17 protein-coding genes and 1 riboswitch are annotated in these 16,413 nt (G+C 63.2%); all 17 genes read right to left on the reverse strand.

Annotated features, from left to right (window positions below):
- Positions 1 to 70: 70 nt before the first annotated feature.
- A complete protein-coding gene (locus tag ACZ1G0_RS08880) occupies positions 71 to 1,630 on the reverse strand; it encodes a peptidoglycan-binding domain-containing protein (RefSeq protein ID WP_472736613.1) in 1,560 nt (519 codons plus the stop codon).
- A 56-nt stretch (positions 1,631 to 1,686) separates the two neighbouring features.
- A complete protein-coding gene (locus ACZ1G0_RS08885; protein WP_472736614.1) occupies positions 1,687 to 2,421 on the reverse strand; it encodes an ABC transporter permease in 735 nt (244 codons plus the stop codon).
- Entirely contained in the window at positions 2,418 to 3,194 is a 777-nt protein-coding gene (locus ACZ1G0_RS08890; RefSeq protein ID WP_472736615.1) for an ABC transporter ATP-binding protein, read from the reverse strand. Before ACZ1G0_RS08890 ends, ACZ1G0_RS08885 begins: the two co-directional genes overlap by 4 nt.
- Complete coding sequence (locus tag ACZ1G0_RS08895; protein ID WP_472736616.1) at positions 3,194 to 3,862, reverse strand: TenA family protein; 669 nt, start codon at positions 3,860 to 3,862, stop codon at positions 3,194 to 3,196. Before ACZ1G0_RS08895 ends, ACZ1G0_RS08890 begins: the two co-directional genes overlap by 1 nt.
- On the reverse strand, positions 3,859 to 4,794 hold the full coding sequence (locus tag ACZ1G0_RS08900) for an ABC transporter substrate-binding protein (protein ID WP_472736617.1): 936 nt from the start codon (positions 4,792 to 4,794) through the stop codon (positions 3,859 to 3,861). The genes ACZ1G0_RS08895 and ACZ1G0_RS08900 overlap by 4 nt, the downstream gene beginning before the upstream one ends.
- Positions 4,791 to 5,720, reverse strand: coding sequence for a HesA/MoeB/ThiF family protein (locus ACZ1G0_RS08905; protein WP_472736618.1), 930 nt, complete (start codon positions 5,718 to 5,720; stop codon positions 4,791 to 4,793). Before ACZ1G0_RS08905 ends, ACZ1G0_RS08900 begins: the two co-directional genes overlap by 4 nt.
- Positions 5,717 to 6,313 (reverse strand): thiamine phosphate synthase, encoded by a 597-nt coding sequence (locus ACZ1G0_RS08910; protein WP_472736619.1) that lies wholly within the window; start codon positions 6,311 to 6,313, stop codon positions 5,717 to 5,719. Before ACZ1G0_RS08910 ends, ACZ1G0_RS08905 begins: the two co-directional genes overlap by 4 nt.
- Positions 6,310 to 7,077 (reverse strand): thiazole synthase, encoded by a 768-nt coding sequence (locus tag ACZ1G0_RS08915; RefSeq protein ID WP_472736620.1) that lies wholly within the window; start codon positions 7,075 to 7,077, stop codon positions 6,310 to 6,312. The genes ACZ1G0_RS08910 and ACZ1G0_RS08915 overlap by 4 nt, the downstream gene beginning before the upstream one ends.
- 1 nt (position 7,078) lies before the next feature.
- Positions 7,079 to 7,273, reverse strand: a complete 195-nt coding sequence (gene thiS, locus ACZ1G0_RS08920; RefSeq protein ID WP_472736621.1) for a sulfur carrier protein ThiS — start codon at positions 7,271 to 7,273, stop codon at positions 7,079 to 7,081.
- Positions 7,257 to 8,228, reverse strand: coding sequence for an FAD-dependent oxidoreductase (locus ACZ1G0_RS08925; protein WP_472736622.1), 972 nt, complete (start codon positions 8,226 to 8,228; stop codon positions 7,257 to 7,259). Before ACZ1G0_RS08925 ends, thiS begins: the two co-directional genes overlap by 17 nt.
- Entirely contained in the window at positions 8,225 to 9,022 is a 798-nt protein-coding gene (gene thiD, locus ACZ1G0_RS08930; protein ID WP_472736623.1) for a bifunctional hydroxymethylpyrimidine kinase/phosphomethylpyrimidine kinase, read from the reverse strand. The genes ACZ1G0_RS08925 and thiD overlap by 4 nt, the downstream gene beginning before the upstream one ends.
- A gap of 40 nt (positions 9,023 to 9,062) precedes the next feature.
- Positions 9,063 to 9,160, reverse strand: a riboswitch (TPP riboswitch).
- Between the two features lie 87 nt (positions 9,161 to 9,247).
- Positions 9,248 to 9,982, reverse strand: a complete 735-nt coding sequence (locus tag ACZ1G0_RS08935; RefSeq protein WP_472736624.1) for an alanyl-tRNA editing protein — start codon at positions 9,980 to 9,982, stop codon at positions 9,248 to 9,250.
- On the reverse strand, positions 9,979 to 12,330 hold the full coding sequence (locus ACZ1G0_RS08940) for a mechanosensitive ion channel family protein (RefSeq protein WP_472736625.1): 2,352 nt from the start codon (positions 12,328 to 12,330) through the stop codon (positions 9,979 to 9,981). The genes ACZ1G0_RS08935 and ACZ1G0_RS08940 overlap by 4 nt, the downstream gene beginning before the upstream one ends.
- A gap of 6 nt (positions 12,331 to 12,336) precedes the next feature.
- Positions 12,337 to 13,371 carry a cysteine synthase A gene (locus tag ACZ1G0_RS08945; protein ID WP_472736626.1) on the reverse strand — a complete coding sequence of 345 codons (1,035 nt, stop codon included), beginning with the start codon at positions 13,369 to 13,371 and terminating at the stop codon, positions 12,337 to 12,339.
- 177 nt (positions 13,372 to 13,548) lie between these two features.
- Positions 13,549 to 14,664 (reverse strand): gamma-glutamylcyclotransferase, encoded by a 1,116-nt coding sequence (locus ACZ1G0_RS08950; protein ID WP_472736627.1) that lies wholly within the window; start codon positions 14,662 to 14,664, stop codon positions 13,549 to 13,551.
- Positions 14,664 to 15,107, reverse strand: a complete 444-nt coding sequence (locus ACZ1G0_RS08955) for a TrgA family protein (RefSeq protein WP_472736628.1) — start codon at positions 15,105 to 15,107, stop codon at positions 14,664 to 14,666. The genes ACZ1G0_RS08950 and ACZ1G0_RS08955 overlap by 1 nt, the downstream gene beginning before the upstream one ends.
- Positions 15,107 to 16,318, reverse strand: coding sequence for a class I SAM-dependent methyltransferase (locus tag ACZ1G0_RS08960; protein WP_472736629.1), 1,212 nt, complete (start codon positions 16,316 to 16,318; stop codon positions 15,107 to 15,109). Before ACZ1G0_RS08960 ends, ACZ1G0_RS08955 begins: the two co-directional genes overlap by 1 nt.
- Positions 16,319 to 16,413: the final 95 nt, after the last annotated feature.

Below are 16,413 nucleotides of genomic sequence, written 5' to 3' on the forward strand. Positions count from 1 at the left end.
GGAATGGTGCCAAAGGGGACCAAGGTCCGAGCATTGCCGCAGGCGGGATCCGCCCCCGAAACAAAGCGACCTATTTGCGCATTTTCTTCAGTTCAGCCTCGATCAGCTTCTCGATCTCGCTCGAAATGCTCTTGTCTTCCTCGATGGCCTTGATCGCCATGGCCTCTAGCGCTGCAGCGCTTTCGTGGCCTGTCGCCTCGGAAAACACTTTGTCATAGCCTTTGGACAAGGCCTTGCCCTGCACCTTGCCCAGGAATTTTGCGACAATGGCGGCCCGCTGCGGGTCAGACAACTCGTTCGCCTTGTCGATCTTGGCAAACCCCATGGCGGCGACCTTGGCACTGAGATACTTTTCGTTCTTGATGACAAAGGCCTTGGAAAACTTGCCGAGATTCTTGCCCAAGCCCCCCAAAACGGCGGATTTCACGACATCTTCAAACAGCTTTTCCACATCGGCTTTGTTCGGCGTCTTGCCCGTTTTGACCCACTTTTCGACGGCTTTGACCAGCGCGTCCATGACCTCTTTCAACGCGCCCTCGCTGAACCCCTGGATGTAGCGGGCCACAAACCGCTGGGCGTGTTGTTTGGGAATGAACGGAAAGGTAGAGCCTACCACAGGGCCGATCTTGGCCATCATCTTGGTCAGCAGTGGCCCCTTGAAGACGATCTTGTTGCCGATCCACCCCATCACCAATTCCTTGGCCATGGCATAGCTGGCCCGACCCAAAGCGCCCGAGACTTTGACATCCTGTCCGGCGATCTGCTTGCCCAGATCCGTTGCAAGGGATTCTATACCCGCCACGGCTGTCTTGGATGCCAGATAGGCCTGTTTCGGGGGCAGCCGGGTATAGGTCATCACAACGGGAACCGCCAGAATTTCAACGGCCGTAAACGCCACAGAATTGACAACCTTCAGGTTGCCTTGAATCGCATTGCCGTTGCTTTCCATCTTTTGGACATAAGCGCGGAAGTCATCGACAAAGGCGTTCACGTCCCGTTCTGCGGTCCGCATGGTCTTGCAAAACAGCTTTAGATCATTGCTTTTCAGGCTGCGCTCAAGGGCGTTGCGTGCGTCCAGCGCCTTGATCATCTTACGATCGTCTGGAAAGTCGACCCGCCCAAGTGCCATGATCGAACTTTGGACCAACGCCATCGCGATCCCGTTCTTGATCTGCGCCGTTTCCAGATAGAACTGATAGCGGTCCATGGAATAATCGACCTTGCGGATCAGTGCGCGGGTCGAAGGTGTTACCGTTTTCAGGATTTTCGGGACGACCTTGGCGTAATCGCTTTCCAGAACTTCGAAGGTCTTTCCGCCCACTTTGAACGTCATCATCTTGACGTTCGCGGCCTGCTTTTCGACGATCATGTATTTCGTCACAAGGGACTTGTGGGTCTTGTCCCCGGGCACGATCACGCCGTCACACTCCTTGAGGCCTGACTTCTTTTGCACGGCCTTGATCATCGCCCCCAACTTGTTGTCAAAGCGCCCCTCTTCGGCGATGCCATAGCCGTTGGCCGACAACATCCGACGCAGGACGACAACATCCTTGGGGGTATTTTTCACAAGTTTGGCGTTCCCGGATTTGCCCGGTGTGCCCACGGGTGCCCGCATCATTTCAATGGCCATAATGCCCTCGTAATCAAATGTCTTTCCGGGACCTTAGCGCGCAAGATAACATCGCGCTAGGGGGCAGCTTCGGCCCACTTGCGGGTCAGGCGCACGGCCAACGCATACAGGATCACCGAGAACACACCCAAGGTCAGAAGGGCCGCAAACATAAGGTCGGTCTTGGCCCGCCCATTGGCCAACAGCATGAGATAGCCCAGCCCCTGAGACGATCCGACCCATTCGCCAATCACCGCGCCTATAGGCGCATAGACCGCTGCCAGACGGATGCCGGATGCAAGGCTGGGCAAGGCGGCAGGCACGCGGATCCGCCATAAAACCGCGCGCGGGGTCGCCTGCATGGTGCGCGCCAGATCAAGATAGCCTTGGGGCGTACGCATCAGCCCGTCCAGAAAGCTGGAGGCCACGGGGAAGTAGATGATCAGCACCGCCATCGCCACCTTGGACCACAGCCCGTAACCCAGCCACAGGGTCAGGATCGGGGCGAGTGCGAACACCGGCAGCGCTTGGGTGAACACCAGCATGGGGCGCACCAACACCCGCGCCCAAGGGCTGGTGGCCAAGTGGATCGCAGTGGCGATGCCCAACGTGCAGCCAATCAGCAGGCCAAGGATAACCTCCAGCCCCGTAATCCACGTGTGTTCAGCGATGATCCAGCGGTTCTCCCACCACGTCTCGGCGACCAAGACGGGGCCCGGCAGGATGAAGCGCGGCAGATCCGTCGCCATGACCACCCCCTGCCACAGGGTCAGGGCGAACAGGGTCGCAAGCAGAGGCGCGAGGAACTTCATGCCGCGCGCAACCGGGTCAACAGCGCCGCCCCCGCCTGCAATACCTGCGCTGCGTCCACGGGGCGTGGGATCGGGCCGCCCGGGACTGGGACCTGGGTCAGGCCTTGCGGGGTCAGAACGGCAATCTGGTCGCCCAGGCGCACGGCCTCCGACGGCTCATGGGTCACCAGCAGAACCGTGCGGTCAGCCAGCAGGCGCGCGGCAAGGTCCTGCATATCCACCCGGGTGCGGGCATCCAGGGCGCTGAACGGCTCGTCCAGCAGGACAATAGGCTTGTCCTCCATCAAGGTGCGGGCCAGCGCGGCGCGCTGACGCTGCCCGCCAGAGATCTGGTGCGGATACTTGTGCGCATGATCAGACAGGCCCACCTCGGACAACAGGGCTAGGACCTTGCCCATATCTGGGGGGTCGCCGCGCAACCGTGCGCCCAGACTTACGTTCTGCGCAATGGTCGCCCAAGGCAGCAAAAGGTCATCCTGCGCCATGTAGGCCACGCGCGGCGCAATCGGTAAGCCGTCACTTGCGGTGATATCTCCGTGGAACGTTGCACCGACATCAAGGCCGGCGATCAGGCGCAGAATCGTGGATTTCCCAACGCCCGACCCGCCCAGAAGGCAGGTCCACGTACCGGGGGTGAGTGTGAGTGTAAGGGCCGCGAAGAGGGCCTTGTCCCCAATATCTGCATATCCATCGAGGAAGATTGACGGTGAAGGGGGCGCTGCCCCCGCGCGTTCCGCGCTCCCCCGAGGGTATTTGGGGAACAATGAGGGCATCAGGGCGTCAGGCCCATTTGCCAAAAGTTCACCTCTAGGGCCGTGGCGGTTTCGAAGCGGGCGCACAGGCGGGGCCATCGCGGGGAGGATTGCCAATCGGGACCAAGGCGGTGGCTCAGGGCCGCATCAAACAGCCGGCCCGCGGCGACGCTGGCCGCCTGATAGTCTTCGCCCGCATAGGTGTCGATCCAGCCCCTGTAGGTGTCGCTGGTGGCCTCAGCGCCCAGACGCGCGCCGATCTCGGCGTAACCCAGAACACAGGGCATCAGCGCCGCCAGCAGGTCCAGCAGATCGCCGGAGTACCCTGCCTCCAGGACGTAGCGGCTGTAGGCAAGGTTTTCGGGGCGTTCGGTGGTGGCGAACAACTCAGCCTCCGATATCCCTTCGGCCGCGCAGGTCTGGATGTGCAGCTGCATTTCCTCGGCCACCAGAGCGTTGACGGTGCCTACCGCGCCCAGCATCTCGCCGTGGGTTTCTGCCTTGACGATGGCCAGCGCCCACGCGCGGCTGAAGTGGGTCAGAAACACATAGTCCTGACGCAGGTAATGCAGAAAGGCCGCCCGCGGCAGGGTGCCGTCGCCCAACCCCTCGACAAAAGCGTGGCGGGTGTAGGCGTCCCAACTGGGGGACGCCTGTTTCATCATGGTGAAGGCCGCGCCGTAAGTCATTGTGCATTCACATCAATTGCCAAGTCTGACACAGGCAAGGCGCTGTCCACGAGACCGCTTTCGACCATATAGGCCTCGAACCGGACATAGCGGCCCGCATCCAGGGCGGCCGGACGCAGAGCAAAGCGGGGCAGCGTGTCGACCCATGCACGCGCGTTCAGCTCGTCATCCAGCTCGGCGCTGGTGGCGCGGAACAGGTCCCATGCGGCGTTGGGGTTGTTGACGATGTATTGCGTGGCCTTTTCGGTCGCGGCCAGAAAGCGGCTGATCTTGTCCGCGTCCATGCGCGCGGGGTTGGCCACGTAGATCAACTCGTCGTAGCTGGGCACGCCCTCTTCCTCGAGGTAGATGCAGTTGCCTGCCACCCCTTCGATATCCATCTGGTTCAACTCAAAGTTGCGGTAGGCGCCGATTACGGCGTCCACTTGGCCCGACATCAGCGCGGGCGACAGGGAGAAGTTTACGTTGATCATCTCAACCTCGTCCAAGGCCACGCCGTATTGGCCAAGGACCGTTTGCAGCAATGCCTCTTCTACGCCCGCGACCGAGAAGCCGATCTTGCCGCCGCGCAGGTCTGCGGGGGTTTCAATGGGGCCACCCTCGAGGGTCAGCAGGCAGTTCAGAGGGCTGGCGACCAGCGTGCCCACCCGGACAAGGGGCAAGCCCTCGTGGACCGCCAAATGCAGTTGCGGCTGGTAGCTGATGGCAAGATCCCCCTGCCCGGCGGCCACAAGGCGCGGCGGGGCCGAAGGGTCGGCGGGCGCAATCACTTCGACCTCCAGGCCCTGTTCCGCGAAATACCCTTTTTCCTGCGCGATCACGAGGGGGCCGTGATTGGGGTTGATGAACCAATCGGCCAGAACGGTCATCTGGTCTTGGGCCAAGGCGGGGGTCGCGGCCAGCAGGGCTGTGGCGAGGGCAAGGTGTTTCATGGGGTATTCTCCGGTTGGATGGATGCGGCGGCCAGACGGATTTCACCCGGCCAATCGAGGGTTTCAGCGGTGCGCCAAGCCCGCAGGCCCGTGGCGCAGGCCAGCGTGATGGGCCCCGTATCCGGGGGCGGCAGGGCGCGCAGGGCGTCCGGTGTGATCGGCGCGCCTTCGGACGGATCGCGCAGATCAACCACGCGGTCGCCCGCCTTGGCCGTGACAAAAGGGTAGGCGCGCGGCGGTTCGTCAGCACTTACCAAGGACATCTGACTGATGTGCCAAGTGTCTGTTGCGACCTGGATCAATGTGCCGAGAACGGGTAGGCCCAGGATCACCTGCAAAGCCATTTGCGCCTGCATTGCGCCAATCGTGGCAACGACCGGGCCAAGGACACCGGCAGTGGCGCAGGACGCACCTGACGCTGGCGCATCGGGGAACACGGCGCGCAAGGATGGCCCGCCCCCGCACAGAGCCGCAACATAGCCAGAGGTGCCCAGAACAGACGCCGTAAGCAGTGGCTTACCCTGTTCGCGGCAGGTGTCAGACAGGGTGTAGCTGACCGCATAGCTGTCGGCGCAATCGAGGATCACATCATGGGTGGCCACCAAATAGGCCGCATTGTCCGGGGTCAGGCGGGTGGAGTCGGCGATTATCTCGACTTCGGCGTTCAAGGCCGCACAGCGCCGGGCGGCGGCCCGGGCCTTTGGGGTGCCGACGTCAACCTCGGTGAACAGGGTTTGGCGGTGCAGGTTGGTGATTTCCACGCGGTCGGGGTCAAGGATCGTGATCTGGCCCACGCCCGCGCCCACCAATACGGGCAATGCAGGCGCGGCAAGGCCCCCGGCCCCTACAACCAACACGCGGGCGGCACGAATCGCGGATTGCCCCGCCGCGCCGATCACCTGGACCTGTCGTGCGTAGCGGTTCACTGGGTCACCTCCAGCCATTGACGCACCCGCGCCTCGGGATCGTCGTTCAGGGTGATGTCCGTCACGGCGGCAATGATATCCGCACCGGCCGCAAAGCCCCCGGGCGCGCGGTCCACGGACATGCCGCCGATGCCCACGAGGGGCGTGTCACCGATGATGCGCTTCCATTCTCCCAGCTTCTCCAACCCCTGCTGATGCCACTTCATCTGCTTTAAAATCGTCGGATAAATAGGCCCAAGCGCTACATAATCTGGCTGCAACTCCATAGCGCGCTCCAGCTCCACCTTGTCGTGGGTGGACAGCCCCAATTTTAGGCCCGCGCGCCGGATTGCGTCCAGATCGGCGATGTCCAAATCCTCTTGACCGAGGTGAAGCCAATCGCACCCTTCCTCGATCGCAAGGTGCCAGTAGTCGTTGACGACCAAGGTACACCCCATTCCCCGACACAGATCTCGGGCGGCGATGATCTGGGCCCGAACCTCCGCCCAAGGGCGGTCTTTCACGCGCAACTGGACCAGTTTGATCCCCAAGGGCACCAAGCGTTCCAGCCAGCGCACATCATCGAAAATCGGGTAGAACCGGTCGAGGGTCATAGAAAGGCCTTTCCGATCACAGGGGTGGAGGGGGTTGCCATGTCGCGCGCCTCGATGGGGTCGGCCTGTGCCGCCAACCGCCCGGCCTCACAGGCCGCCGCGAAAGCCCGCGCCATGGCAATCGGGTCACCAGCCCTGGCCACGGCTGTGTTCAGCAGCACTGCGTCATACCCCATCTCTAGGGCCTGTGCTGCGTGACTGGGCAGGCCGATGCCCGCATCCACCACCAAGGGTACATCGGGAAATTCGGCCCGCATGGCGCGCAGGGCGTAAGGATTGGCCAGCCCCCGACCCGACCCGATGGGCGCGCCCCAAGGCATCAGAACCTCGCAGCCCGCCCCCAACAGACGTTCGCCCACGACCAAATCGTCCGTGGTGTAGGGGAACACCTCGAACCCCTCGTCGGACAGAATTTGTGCCGCCTCTACCAGTTGGAACACATCCGGTTGCAGGCTGTCCGTGTGGCCGATCAGCTCCAACTTGATCCACTTGGTGTCGAACACCTCGCGGGCCATGTGGGCGGTGGTCACGGCCTCTTTCACGGTGTGACAGCCTGCGGTGTTCGGCAGGATATGCACGCCCAGATCCCGGATCATCTGCCAGAACGCCTGACCCGCGCCACCCGCCCCTTCGCGCCGCAAGGACACTGTGGCTACGGACGCACCGCTGTCGCGGAACGCCTGTTCCAAGATCGCCGGGCTGGGGTATTGCGCCGTGCCCAACATCAACGGGTTGGCCAGGGTCGTGCCATAAAAGTCGCGCATGTTATCCACCTTGCATGGGGGCGAGGACCTCGACCCGGTCACCATCGGCCAGCACAGTTGTCGCGCGCGCGCCAGCGGGCACAAAGACCTCGTTCACGGCCGTGGCCACGCGGCCGCTGATCTCGGCCTCGGTCAGCAGCGCCTCCAGCGTGTGTGCGCTCACGTCGCGCGGGGTTCCGTTAAGGATGATTTTCATCAACAAACTCGCTTTCTGTATTGTCCAGCACCAGATCCGCAACCCCGCGCGCGACAGCCGGGGCCAGCAGATAGCCGTGTCGGTACAGCCCATTGGCATAGACACGCGCGCCGCGCCGCCGAATGCGCGGCAAGTTGTCGGGGAAGGCCGGGCGCAGATCGACCCCGATCTCAAGCACCTCTGCCTCGCCAAAGGCCGGGTTCAGGGCATAGGCCGCCGACAGCAGTTCCAGCATGGACCGCGCGGTGATCCGGCCCCTGTCCTCTGCCTCGATCATGGTCGCGCCCAGCATATAGACCCCGTCCCCGCGCGGCACGACATACAGCGGAATGCGCGGATGCAGCAGGCGCACGGGCCGCGTCAGGGTGACATCGGGGGCGCGGATCACGAGCATCTCGCCCTTGACGCCGCGCAAATCCGTCAGCGCATCGCGCGCGGACAGCCCCCGGCAATCTATTGGGTTGGGCGCGTTCTCGGGGGCGAGTGCCGCGTGGAACGTTACGCCCTTGGCCATCAGCGCCGCGTGCAAATCCGCCAAGGCCCGGCGCGGGTCCAGATGCGCCTCGGCCTCGAAAAACAGGCCCTTGCGGTACCCATGCAGGTCAGGCTCCAGCCCCGCCACATCCGTTGTTTCCGTGAACCCCCCGGTCCGGCGGGCAAAGCGTTTCAGGTCGGGCAAGTCGCGCGTGTTGGCCACGACCAGCGTTCCGCTTCGGGTCACTTGGGTGCGATCGGCCCACCATTCTAGCGCCTCTTGGCCATGGCGCAAAACCGGTTCCTCGGCATTTTCAAACTCGCACCAGGGGGCGAGCATCCCTCCCGCCCACCAACTGCAATGGTGGGGCCCGGGCGTGGGCGTGGGGTCATAGACCTGGACCTGCGCGCCACGCGCCACCAGTTCCGTGGCAACCGCAAGCCCCGCAACACCGGCGCCTATGATGGTGTGCAGGGTCACGACCATATCCGGTGAAAATGGTGCACGGGGCCATGGCCCGACCCGACGCCCAGGGTATCGGCAGCGGCAATCGCCCCTTGCAGATAGTTGTGGGCATCACGGAACGCCGCCTGCGCCGAAAGGCCCCGGGCAAGCCCCGCCGCAATGGACGACGACAGGGTGCAGCCCGTACCATGGGTATTGCGCGTCACCAAACGCCGCGCGGTTAAGGTTAATAGCGGACCGTCCGGGCCTACCAACACGTCGGTGCAGGTGTCGCCCTGTCCGTGCCCGCCCTTCATCACGACAGCGCGCGCGCCCATGGCACACAGCGCGCGGCCCTGATCGACCTGCTGGGCCGCGCTTGTCGCCTCGGCCGTGTCCAACAGGCAAGCCGCCTCGGGCAGGTTCGGGGTCAGGATATCGGCGCGCGGGATCAGCACGTCGCGCAAAGTGGCCACGGCATCCGCGGCCAACAACGCATCGCCCGATTTCGCAATCATCACCGGGTCCAGCACCACCGGCCCTTCAAAACCGGCCAAGCCCTTGGCTACCACCTCGATGATCTCGGGCGTGGCCAACATCCCGATCTTGATCGCGCCTACGTCCAGATCCGACAGGACCGCGTCCATCTGCGCTGCAATCACGTCCAAGGGGATGCCATGGACCGCCGTCACACCAACCGTGTTCTGCGCGGTCACAGCCGTGATCACGCTGGCCCCATAGACACCAAGCGCGGAAAACGCCTTCAGGTCCGCCTGAATGCCCGCGCCGCCGCCGCTGTCACTGCCTGCAATGGTTAACGCAATCGCCATGGTCGCCCCCAAGGTTCTTGGACAGCAGACATAGAAAGGCCGATCTCGTTGGTCCGTTTCCTACGCCGGCATTGCCCGGATCAGGTACGATGGGTTTGCTTGCGCATCTCAGCCAATTTGGCACCCCAACGGAATTGCCAAATAGCTAGACGCCTGCTTGGTCAGGGTCAACCCCTGCTTCATTGGGTCAAAAATACGCCCGGGGGTTTGGGGGCTGGCCCCCAATCAATCGGCAAAGACAAGGCTCACGCGGCGGTTCATCTTGCCCTTCTTCTCGACCTTGCCCAGGCGCACCTCGCCGATGTCGCGGGTGTTGGCCACGTGGGTGCCACCGCAGGGCTGCAGGTCCACGGTGCGCGTGCCATCCCCGATGCGCACCAGACGCACGCGGCCCTGTCCCATTGGCGGGGCCACGGACATTGTCTTGACCAACTCCGGCTGGGCCAACAGCTCCCCTTCGGTGATCCATTCCTCGGTCACATCGAAATGCCCGCCGATCAGCTGGGTCAGCTTGGCCTGGATGAAGTTCTTGTCGTCGATCAACTCGGGCAGGTTGAAATCGAGCCGCCCCTTTTCGGCTCCGATGGACCCGCCGGTGACGGGCGCGGGGATCACCACCGACAACAGGTGCAAGGCCGTGTGCATTCGCATGTGGCGATAACGGCGGTCCCAGTCGATGGCCTGGGTGATCTGGGTGCCAACGGGGGGCAGCGGTTCGGCGGTGGCGGGCACAAGGGCCACGCTCTGCCCGTCGGCACCTGCCTTCACGGCTGTGGCGATATCGCGTCCGCCCCCCGAGGGATTGGCCCATGTGATGCGGCCGCTGTCGCCCGGCTGCCCACCGCCCGTGGGATAAAAGATCGTCCGGTCCACCACCAGCCCCCCTTCGGGGGTGTGACCGGTGATCACGGAGCGGCAGGTCTTTTTCATGACATCGTCGCGGAACAGCAGGTCGGTCATGTGGCTGGATCCTCGGTTGTACCGGGCACCAGCGCCTCTGGGTTCTTGATCCAGATGTCGCGCTGCATGAACGGAATTTCGATCCCTTTTTCGGCAAAGCGTTTGGCAATCTCGTGATTCATATCGGACTTTACCGATAGCATCCAGTTCACGTCGCGCAGGATCGCGCGGATCTCGAAATCCATACTGTCCGCGCCAAAGCCTTGGAACACCACGGATGGAGGTGGATTCAAAAGCACCATGGGGTGGTTATGGGCAATCTCTTTGAGGACGGCCTCGACCTGGCGCGTGTCGGACCCATAAGCGACCCCCACGGGCACGATCACCCTGCCAGAGGTCGAGGACAGGGTGTAGTTCGTGACCACCCCAGCAATAAGGTCGGCGTTGGGAACGATCACGTCCTGGCGGTCAAAGGTCTCGATCCGGGTAGAACGGACAGAGATGTCGCGCACATAGCCCGACACGCCCCCCACACTGATCCAATCGCCCAGCTTGATGGGCCGCTCCACCAGCAGGATGATGCCGGAGACGAAGTTCGACACGATGGTTTGCAGACCGAAACCAATACCCACGGACAGGGCACCGGCAACGATGGCGAGGCCCGACAGGTCAATCCCCGCAAGGGTGATGGCCACAAGGGCGGCGATGAAGAAGCCGACATAGCCCGTGCCCGACAGGATGGCGTTCTTGCCGCCCTCGTCCATCTTGGTCTTCGGCAGGACAGAGTTACGCAAGACCCCCTGCACCACCCGCACCAGCATGTATCCGATGGAAAACACGATGGCGAAAGTGAGGAAGTTCATCGGCGAAATCACTGTCCCGCCCAGATCGACGCCGTTCAAAAAGGCAGCCCAAAGTTCGCGCAGGGTGGTCGTTCGCATGCCCCAGATCAAGGCAAACAGGGGCACCGACCCCAGCCACGCGGCAAAGCCGATCAGGGTGGGCACAAGGGCCGCACGGGTATCTTCGCTGCGCCGGGTCAACACCGCGTATAAATCAAAGATCAGCGCCTGTGTGGCCGAGATCAGCGTCAGAAGCGCCAAGGACAATATCGTGGGCCAGACCAGGGCCGCCGCCGCATTGGCGTAGCCGAACGCGGACAGGGCCGGGCCGACGACGGCAACCACGCTGATGGCCCGGCCCAGGATGCGGACGACTTGGGGCAGGAACACCGCCTCCTCCGCCGCTTCGATGGCCGCGCGGGCATGGGCGACCAGCAGTTGCGACAAGCGGATCAGAACGATGCCTGTGACCACGTAGAGCGGGAAAGACAGCACCGACACATAGGCGGCAAAGCTTTCACTCGTGTCCGCCACCGTGCCCAGCACAAGGGCCACCGCAAAGAACAGGCCCAGCATGGTCGCGTGCCAACGCCCCTCCCCGCGCTTTTCGGGCGGCAGGGTCAGAATGGCAAAGGCCGTCTCGCGGCGCGGGAAGGCCTGCCAGCCCAGCCAGCGCGCGCCAATGATGGACAGGGCCACCCATGGCACAAGGTCCACCAGCCGTGTCGTGCGCAGGCCCGCCAGTCCAGCGTAGTCCGCCGCCTTGGCAAGGGCAAAGGCCCCAAGGGTGATCAACACCACCTGCCCGACCGATACCAGAAAGACCCCAATCCGGCGCAGGGGGCTGTTGTCTTCGCCCTTGGCAATCCGTTCCACGACAAGGCCCAGCCAGCGCCCTGCACGCAAGAACAGGACCAACGCGGCCAGCAACAGCAGACCGATAGGGACGATATTGGCCCGCAGGGCATCCCGTTCAATCTGGGTATCGAAGCTGTCCGCAAGCTCGGTTTCCAAGCGCGTGGAGTACTCGCCCAAAGACACCAACGCGGGCACCCAGTGCACCGGGTTGATCGGGGCGTTGTCCAGATCGAACAGCGCCTCTGCCTGCCGGGCGGCGATGACTTGATCCACCTCGCCGATCAGGCCGCCTGCCCGCTCGAACGCCTCTGTGGCGGCGCGGCCCAGGGCCTCCAGCGCGGCGAGCTGGGTGCGCAGTTCGGCCCGGCGGGTGGTGATCTCAGATGGCTCGGTCTCTCCCTCTGCGGGTTCTGCCCCAAGGGCGGCGATCTGTTCGCGCACGGTCTGGATGCGGGCGGCCTGGGCGGTCTGGCCGATGCGGAACCGCTCTCGCCACTCTGCCAGCTGGCGCCGCATTTCCTCCAGCGCGGCTGTCGAGGCCAGTCCGCGATCCAGCACCTCTTCGGCCCGGGTGGCCAGATTGCCCCAATCGGCATAGGCCTCTTCGGTCAGGGTGGTGGTTTCAGGCGCGGCGGTCTGGGCGGCGGCGGGCATAGCCAGCAACAGCCAGATCAGGAAGACCCGGGCAAAGGCGATCAATTGGGTCACGGTCGGTTACACGTCTGTAAAGGCAGAGGGCAGGTCTTGGGGTGCACGATCCAGCCACCCGGGCACGGGCAAGCCCTTGGAGCGCAGGAATTCAGGGTTGTAGATCTTGGATTGATAGCGCGTGCCGTAGTCACACAGGATCGTCACAATCGTATGCCCCGGCCCCATGTCGCGGGCCATCTTGACCGCACCGCCGATGTTCACCCCGGTTGACCCGCCCATGCACAGCCCTTCGTTCTGCAGCAGGTCAAAGACAATCGGCAAAGCCTCCTCATCGCTGACCTGACACACGAAATCGGGGGTAAAGCCGTCAAGGTTTGCGGTAATGCGCCCCTGCCCGATCCCTTCGGAGATCGAGGTCCCCTCGGAGGACAGCGTGCCTTCGGTGTAGAAGTTGTAGAGCGCCGCACCCATGGGGTCCGCCAGACCGACCTTCACGCCCTTGGGTTGCAGCGCCATCCCGACCCCCGCCACGGTGCCACCGGACCCTGCGGCACAGATAAAGCCATCAACCTTGCCCCCGGTTTGATTCCAGATCTCTGGCCCCGTCATCTCGATATGGGCCTGGCGGTTGGCTGTGTTGTCGAACTGGTTGGCCCAGATTGCGCCGTTGGGCTCTGTCTTGGCGAGTGCCTCGGCCAGCCGCCGGGAATAGTGGATGTAGTTGTTTGGATTCTTGTAGGGGGCTGCGGGCACCTGCACCAATTCCGCACCCGCAAGGCGCAGCATGTCCTTCTTTTCCTGACTTTGCGTCTCGGGGATGACGATCACGGATTTGAAGCCCATGGAGGCGCCCACAAGGGCCAGACCGATGCCCGTGTTGCCCGCCGTGCCCTCGACAATCGTGCCGCCCGGCTGCAACCGGCCCGAGGCCACGGCGTCGCGGATGATATAGAGCGCGGCGCGGTCCTTGACCGATTGGCCGGGGTTCATGAACTCTGCCTTGCCAAGGATTTCGCAGCCCGTGGCGTCACTGACGGCATTCAGGCGGATCAGGGGCGTGCTGCCGATAGCGGCGGCGAGGTCGGAATGAACAGTCATGGCAAGCTCCGGCGTTGGTTGGATCACATCTATGCCCCGTGGCCGCGCAACTCAAGCAGATGTGCGCGGTTTGACCAAACGGAGCGGCTGCGCCGCACGCTATGTTTTGGGTTGGGGGGCGCTGCCCCCTCGGCGCGGCGCGCCTCACCCCCGAGGGTATTTGTGGAACAATGAGGATCAGGCGCGCAGTCGGTCGCGGTGCAGGGCCAACCATTGGGCCGACATGATCAGGGGCGCGTTCGCGGCTTCGCCCGAGGTGACCATGTCCATGAGCGCATTGTAGCTGACAAGATGGGCGCGGATGTCTTCATTCTCTTCTTGCGCCCCGCCCAGACCTGCGGCGCTGTCGGGCAGATCGCAGGTGGCCACATATGTAAACAACAGTTGCGCTACGCTGCCGGGCGTGGGGTAGTAGCGGCCCACCCAATGCAGCGCGTCCTCAGGCAGGGTCAGGCCCGCCTCCTCCTGCGCCTCGCGCAGACCGGCCTCGACCACGGTTTCACCCGCGTCGATCATGCCCGCAATGGGCTCCAGCAGCCACGGCTGCGGATCGCCTTTGATCAGGGGGCCAAAGCGGATCTGTTCCACCAGCATGACCCGGTCGCGCACGGGATCATAGGGCAGGATCGTGACTGCGTCGGACACGTGGTAAACCATGCGGTGCATGGGCTGGGACTGAGTGCCATCGTGGCGGGTATGATGCAGGGTGAATTCCTCGACCCGGAAGAACCCCTCGTAGATCATGGTGTGGTCCGTCAGGGTCGCATCCTTGGCCCCAAGGGGACTACCGATGGTGTTGGGGCGGTGGTGGGTGCGCGCGTTGACGACCGCCGCCGCCCGGGCGCGAATGATACCAAAGCGCGCGTCGATCTCGGCCAAGGGCACGCCGGTGTCATACCCACGCATGATTTCCGCCGCAGCCTCCATCGTGGTGGCGGCCCAGTCGCGGGTCCATGCGGCAAGGGACCACGGCTGTTCCGTGGGGGCGGTGTCGTCGGTCACGTAGACCATGGCTTGTGCGGTGCCCGTGGCCGTCTGCACCTGCATGGGCGTCAGGTCGTATCCGAAACCGCCCTCATAGTAGTCCAGACGCGCACGTTCGGCAACGGTCACGTCGCGCACCAGCAGACCGTCCGCCCCGCGCGGGCCTTTGGCCAGAACTGGGAATTCGTGACCCGCAACGCAAAGCGCCTGCCACCCCGGCAAATGGGCGGGGGCCGTCTGGGGCGTGCGGCCCATCACGAAGGTCAGCAAAGGCAGGTGGCGCAGGGTGCCAAAGACAAACAGGTCCATCACGACCACACTCGGGACACCGCGTGCCCGATCAATCCCGTCAGCGCGCCGCCGCCAAACAGAGTGCCCATGATAGGCGGGGTCGCCGCCTGCTGGGCCATGCGCCACGCGATTGCGATCATGTCGTTGGCCGCCTGATCCAGTTCCGAGTATCGCAGGTTGATGCCACGCATATTGACCTCCCAGAAGGCTTGCAATCCGATCACCAGCACCAGCAGGAAGGCCGCCGCCAGCAAACCGGCCGACAGCGAGACACCCCACCGCTCCCCGACCCGGGTGCCGATGGTGCGCCAGCCCAAAATAAGGGCCAGCCCGGTGTTGAGCAAGGTGAACGGGCCAAAGGGTGCAAGGGCTGGACGCACGGTCCAGATCACGACCAAGGAGGCCGCCAAGCCCACGGCAGCGAACAGCAGAGCCGAAACCAGTTTGGCCGCAGTAGGCATTATTCGGGGTTCTGCACAGTGATCTGGATCACGTCGCAATTGGCCCCGTGAAAGGTTGCCGCGCAGGACGTCAGATACACGTTCCACATGCGCCGGAACCGATCATCAAAGCCCAGCTTGGCGATCTGGTCCCACTTGGCGTTGAAGGTGTCGTACCAGCGGCGCAGGGTGATGGAATAGCTTTCGGCAAAGCTGATCTCGCCCACTTTGGCCAGACCCGCGGCGTCGATTTCCTCGGCCAGCCGTTTGGGTGGGGGCAGCATGCCGCCGGGGAAGATATACTTCTGAATGAAGTCCACGGCGCTGCGGTAGATCTCCCACCGGTGGTCCTGGATGGTGATGATCTGCAGGGTGGCGTTCTTGCCGGGCTTCAGACGCTTTTTCAAGGTCTCGAAATAGACGGGCCAGTATTGTTCGCCCACGGCCTCGAACATCTCGATGCTGGCGATGCCATCATAGGTGCCGGTCTCGTCGCGGTAATCCTGCAGCTTGAAAGTGACCTTGTCCGACAGGCCCGCCTTTTCGATCCGCTCGACCGCATAGTCGTATTGTTCCTTGCTGATGGTCAGGCAAGTGACCTTCAGGCCCCGTTCCTTGGCTGCATATTCCGCGAACCCGCCCCAACCGCAGCCGATTTCCAGCACGTGATCCCCGGGCTGCGCGCCCATTTGATCCACCATCGAGGCGTATTTCTGTTCTTGCGCCTTTTCGGTGCTTTCCTGCCCGGTTTTGAACAGGGCGCTGGAATAGGTCATGGTATCGTCCAGCCACAACCCGTAGAAATCATTGCCCAGATCGTAGTGCGCGCTGATGTTTTTCTTGGCCTGCGCCTTGGTGTTGCGTTGCAGCCAGAACCGCAACCGCTCGTACATGGCCACCAGTTTCATGGCGGGGAAACCATCGAAAATCGCATAGTTGTCGGCGTGTAGGAAATCAAAGAAGGCCATCAGGTCCGGCGTGTCCCACCACCCGTCCATGTAGCCTTCGCAGAACCCCAGATCGCCGTCGCGGATCAGGCGGGCAAAGATGTCGGGGTTGTGGATCTGCGCCTCGCACACGGGGCCGGGTTTGGGCCCCTCTGCACGGAAACGGCGGCCATCAGGCAGGATCAGATCAATGCGCCCGTGGTCCAGTTTTTTGGCAATGGCAAAGACGCGGGCAAAGTACCGGGGCAGGTTCGCCTGCCCGTCGGTGGTGGTAAGTACTGTCATCGTCCCCCCGGGGTGGGTTTGTTGTTTTTCGTAAAGTTTCAGATAGGGCGATTTGAGGCAAGTCCCGGGGGAAGTTTAACTTTTCTTTAACCCCT

It is taken from the genome of Thalassobacter sp. HA4-2, from assembly GCF_055693705.1.